At 43.8% G+C, this 4,467-nt stretch carries 8 protein-coding genes; all 8 read left to right on the forward strand.

Annotated elements, in window-relative coordinates:
• Nucleotides 1–483 (forward strand): NADAR family protein (locus tag Q0Y54_RS11810; protein WP_297968224.1); only part of this gene is annotated, 483 nt, incomplete at its 5' end.
• A gap of 419 nt (nt 484–902) precedes the next feature.
• Entirely contained in the window at nt 903–1,028 is a 126-nt protein-coding gene (locus Q0Y54_RS11815) for a hypothetical protein (RefSeq protein ID WP_297968227.1), read from the forward strand.
• A gap of 8 nt (nt 1,029–1,036) precedes the next feature.
• Nucleotides 1,037–1,300: a type I restriction-modification system subunit M N-terminal domain-containing protein gene (locus Q0Y54_RS11820; RefSeq protein ID WP_297968231.1), complete on the forward strand. Its 264-nt coding sequence runs from the start codon at nt 1,037–1,039 to the stop codon at nt 1,298–1,300.
• Between the two features lie 396 nt (nt 1,301–1,696).
• On the forward strand, nt 1,697–2,083 hold the full coding sequence (locus tag Q0Y54_RS11825; RefSeq protein ID WP_297968235.1) for an endonuclease domain-containing protein: 387 nt from the start codon (nt 1,697–1,699) through the stop codon (nt 2,081–2,083).
• A 399-nt stretch (nt 2,084–2,482) separates the two neighbouring features.
• Nucleotides 2,483–2,887, forward strand: a complete 405-nt coding sequence (locus tag Q0Y54_RS11830; RefSeq protein WP_297968238.1) for a YkvA family protein — start codon at nt 2,483–2,485, stop codon at nt 2,885–2,887.
• A 10-nt stretch (nt 2,888–2,897) separates the two neighbouring features.
• Nucleotides 2,898–3,461: an XRE family transcriptional regulator gene (locus Q0Y54_RS11835; protein WP_297968241.1), complete on the forward strand. Its 564-nt coding sequence runs from the start codon at nt 2,898–2,900 to the stop codon at nt 3,459–3,461.
• 116 nt (nt 3,462–3,577) lie between these two features.
• On the forward strand, nt 3,578–4,063 hold the full coding sequence (locus Q0Y54_RS11840; protein WP_297968244.1) for a hypothetical protein: 486 nt from the start codon (nt 3,578–3,580) through the stop codon (nt 4,061–4,063).
• A gap of 26 nt (nt 4,064–4,089) precedes the next feature.
• Nucleotides 4,090–4,263 carry a hypothetical protein gene (locus Q0Y54_RS11845; RefSeq protein ID WP_297968246.1) on the forward strand — a complete coding sequence of 58 codons (174 nt, stop codon included), beginning with the start codon at nt 4,090–4,092 and terminating at the stop codon, nt 4,261–4,263.
• Nucleotides 4,264–4,467: the final 204 nt, after the last annotated feature.

Raw genomic sequence — 4,467 nt, forward strand, 5'->3', positions numbered from 1 at the left:
GCAGGTATATTAAGGGATTGTTCCAGAATTTATGCTGGGAAAGTTGAGTATTTAAGTAATTGGTACATGAAAAATTTCACCGTTGGGGATATATCATTCTCTTCTATGGAACAGTATATGATGTATAGGAAGGCAATCTGCTTCCACGATGGTGAAATCGCCAGCAAGATACTTGCATCAGATGATGTTGCTGAAATAAAGAATCTAGGGCGGCAGGTATCTGGCTATGATGATTGCGTTTGGAGCGGTATTCGGCAGATTGTTGTATATGAGGGCCTGTTAGCTAAATTTTCCCAGAATAAGGATTTAAATGATAGGTTGTTGGGAACGGGAGAGGCAATACTTGCCGAATGTGCAGTAAAAGATAGAATATGGGGAATAGGGCTATCTATGAATGATTCGGCCAGATTAGATATTGGCAAATGGAAAGGACAAAATTTGCTGGGTTATGCCTTAATGATGGTACGGGAGAAGCTAAAATGACTAAAAACATACGGGCATGATATTCAGAGCTTCTTCTAAGCCGTGGGTCGGGGGGCGAATCCATCCTGTCGCTTATAACGAGCTTTAAGATGTCCCCCACCTCTTTAGGTGGGGGAAAACAAACTACAACAGCTGGCGAGCATATCTCCCAGTGCGGACGTATCAAAGCAGCAACGATGCTTTGTTAATACGTCCCATGCGAAAGTGTCCTACAAAGCAAGACAATAGTCGAAGCTGAGCAGCTGACACTGACCGCCTCGTGCGACGCGCAGCTAGTCCTGAAAGGGCGACGTGAAGCTAGTCCTTTAGGGAAACGCTAATTGGAAGATTTTCTTCTAAAGAAGAAAAATTTGAACAATGGCGTTATAATTATTTGTATGTAATGATTTAAAGCTTTCAATGGGGAAGGATGAACATAGATGGCGGAATCCAGCAATGATAAAATTCAGGAGGTTGGTAAGAATATTCAGGAGAAGGCGGCATTGGTATGGTCGGTGGCTGATGATCTTGTGGGTGCATTAAGCCACATGAGTATGGTCTGGTAGTGCTTCCAATGGCGGTTATTAAGCGGTTCCATGACTGCTTGCTGCCTACTCACCATAAGGTTTTACAGACCTATGAGGAGGTAAAGGAGCTGGCGGTAAAGGAGGGCTTCCTTAAGACTGCATCCGGCTATCAGTTCTACAATACCAGCAGGTTCACCTTTGATTTGCTGGTGGCTAACCCGGATAATATAGAGGAAAACTTTGAGGATTATCTTAATGGATTTTCTGATAATGTTCAGGACATACTGGCCCGCATGGAATTTTCTGCCTAGGTCAAACGAATGGTGGAAGGCGGGCTTCTTTATCGTGTAATTCCAGAATCCCTTATCGAAGACCTCGAATCCTACAAGAAATCTCTTATTTACGAGGTAGTTACCGGCAAGCGGAAGGTTGCGTTTCCTCTGCCAGCTGAGCTGCTCCCTCCCGCAGAGAAGTAGGTGCTCCCTCCGCCCTTCGGGCACCTCCCACTAGGAGGGAGGCTCTTCCTCCGCCCTTCGGGCACCTCCCTCTAGGAGGGAGGCTCTTCCTCCGCCCGTCGGGCACCTCCCTGTATGAGAGTGCTCCCTGCGCCCTTCGGGCACCTTCCTCTAGGAGGGATGATGCCCCCCTACTAGAGGGGGGATAGGGGGGAGCATCACGCACTTCATATAGAAAGAAGGAAAAAGTATATGTCGCTAGCTTACAATAAAAAATTAATCCCCATTGCAAAATCCCTTAGAGAAAATATGACTAAACAAGAAAGGCATTTGTGGTATGATTTTTTAAGACAATATTCAGTTCGATTTCAGCGTCAAAAAGTTATTGATGATTATATAGTAGATTTTTATTGTCATAAGGCTAGGCTTGTAATTGAGCTCGATGGCAGTCAGCATTTTTTAGAAGAAGGAAATATAAAGGATAGAATAAGAACGGATAAGCTGGAAAAATATGGGCTGGAAGTACTGAGATTTGCTAATAATGATATTCATGATAATTTTTCCGGTGTATGTATGGCAATAGATGAAAAGGTAAGAGAGCGGGTGGGCTCCCTCCGTCCTTCGGGCACCTCCCACTAGGAGGGAGGATGCCCGAAGGACGGAGGGGGGATAGGGGGGAGCATCACGCACTTCATATAGAAAGAAGGAAAAAATATATGTCGCTAGCTTACAATAAAAAATTAATCCCCATTGCAAAATTTCTTAGAGAAAATATGACTAAACAAGCTTAATATATAGTTATTTGGGGGGAGATAATCCCCACTTTTTTGTTTTGAGAATTTTGGCAGCTGTAGAGTGGAATGTTTTATGTATTTTTGATTGAGAAAAATGGACATTTCCGCATGACACCAATAGAATATATATTAGGGAAAAGGTTGCCAGGCCGGCAACCTTTTTGAGGGTGAATGATGTATACTTTTCGGTAAGCAGGATTTTTATGTTATTGTATAGGATAGTAAAGGACGAGGGGGTCATTTTATGAAAAACGAAACTATTGATGCTGATTTCAGCGAGATTGAAGTGGAGAAGTATACAGATGAATATTCTGAGGAAGGGCTTTGGAAAAAGATAAAGGAAAATGTCACTTCCATCGGAATTAGCCTGATTTACAAGGCCTTGCAGCTTTATTATGTGGCCCACTCGCCAAAGTGTCCCATGAAGGTGAAGGCGGGAATTTACGGAGCCCTGGGATATCTGATTTCCCCATTTGACTTTATCCCGGATTTTACGCCAATCGTTGGATATACTGATGATGCGGCGGCCATTGGTATTGCCCTGCTTTTGGCCCAAATGTATATCAACGATGAAATCAAGGCCCAGGCCAGGGGAAAAATAAAGGATATATTTGGTGAGAAGGCTTTGGAAAAGCTGGATGAGGATTAGGGGAAGCAACATGGCTGTAGATGAGAAGGTAATAAGTAAAAAGGAAATTGATGAATACATCCGATGGCATTATCAACCTGATGATGGCGAGACTTCGGGTAAGGGCTTTTTTGAAATATTAACGGGCACCAGAAAATATCTTTCCGGAAGGAGAGATATTACCGGCACTTATGCTGCCGGCGACACCCTGCAATTTTTGTTGGATAAAATCCGCAGTAAAGTGGAATTGACCTTCTCAGAAAAGCTGATAGAGCTTATCAGGGAAAAGGGCAAGAAGCCGGCAGAAATATACAAAAGGGCTGATGTGGATAAGGCACTTTTTTCCAAGATTAAGGGAGATAAAAATTATCACCCCACAAAATCTACGGCCTTGGCCTTTGCCATAGCATTACACCTGAGCCTGGAGGAAACCCAGGACCTGATTGGACGGGCGGGGTATGCCTTGTCCAGCAGTATAAAAAGAGACCTTATAGTGCGCTGCTACATCGAATCCAGAACCTACAATATTATCGATCTCAATGAAAAGCTGATGGATTATGGCTATGATCCTCTTACCAACAAATGTGGAGCATAAATAATAATTTTTTTTCAAAGGTTGCCCGGGTGGCAACCTCTTATTTTTTTCCCTGCTCTATAATTAAATCATCCTAAGGAAACTCATTTACAGAAAAAATAAAGGAGGAATTCATTATGAGTTGGTGGAAAAATGGTTTGTTGTTGGGTGTAGGCGGGATTGCAGGACTGGCCATTGCGGCGTGGCTGGAAGCTGAAAATGATCCTTTCGGAGCTTCAAGGGGATCCAGACGGGAGCCAACCACTGCGGAAAGCATTGAGGCTCTGATGGACAAGATTCGTGATGAAGCCCAGTGGGCCATGGATGAGTGTACAACTGACGAACAGCGGGAAAGGGTTTATGAAGAGGTTAAGGCATCCATCCAGAAGCTTCAGACTGCACTGGAGAGAAGCGGGGATAAGATTATCACTGACCTGAAGGCGAAAACCAAAGATAAGGAGGATGATGAATTGGGCGGCTCGGATCCCCTGACCAATTACAGAAGCACTTTGGAAAAGCTCCTTAAGGATTTGGAAAATTCCAAGTCAACGGGGGATAAGGAAAACATAATCACAATGGAAAGGTCTGATGGCACCACAAGAGCTGCTGAAAAATTAGTATAAATACTGCTGAAAAGGAGCTGAGAGGCGTGTTTAAGAGAGGTATTGATATCAGAGATATAGCCTGTGATGGCTGGGGGTTCACTGCGGAAATGGCCGGATTGAACCGTTATATGGCCAAGTACCTGGAAAAGGTTAAGGCAGATATAGAGAACAAGTCTGAGCAGCCTAAGAAAGACCGCCAGGAGCGACAAAGCAAGTGATAGGGTCTTGGCATTTGCAAAAATGTACATGGATGAGGCAGTTAATTACCCCAATTAATGGACTGCATTGAAGATAAAATCCCCGCTATGGGCTGTATGGTCAGTACATAGCGGGGGAATTTTTTGATGGTGATTAAATTTCTTTAGCTAGCTCTTGAATTTCCGCCTCAGTCAGGCTGGTGTACTTGGTAATTTTTTCGATAG

The organism is uncultured Anaerovibrio sp., from assembly GCF_947302755.1.
GTDB lineage: Bacteria > Bacillota > Negativicutes > Selenomonadales > Selenomonadaceae > Anaerovibrio.

Excerpts from the sequence above, each read along its gene's own strand:
- Q0Y54_RS11815 (WP_297968227.1), top strand. The coding sequence starts at position 903 with ATGGCGGAATCCAGCAATGATAAAATTCAGGAGGTTGGTAAGAATATT.
- Q0Y54_RS11820 (WP_297968231.1), top strand. The coding sequence starts at position 1,037 with ATGGCGGTTATTAAGCGGTTCCATGACTGCTTGCTGCCTACTCACCAT.
- Q0Y54_RS11825 (WP_297968235.1), top strand. The coding sequence starts at position 1,697 with ATGTCGCTAGCTTACAATAAAAAATTAATCCCCATTGCAAAATCCCTT.
- Q0Y54_RS11830 (WP_297968238.1), top strand. The coding sequence starts at position 2,483 with ATGAAAAACGAAACTATTGATGCTGATTTCAGCGAGATTGAAGTGGAG.
- Q0Y54_RS11835 (WP_297968241.1), top strand. The coding sequence starts at position 2,898 with ATGGCTGTAGATGAGAAGGTAATAAGTAAAAAGGAAATTGATGAATAC.
- Q0Y54_RS11840 (WP_297968244.1), top strand. The coding sequence starts at position 3,578 with ATGAGTTGGTGGAAAAATGGTTTGTTGTTGGGTGTAGGCGGGATTGCA.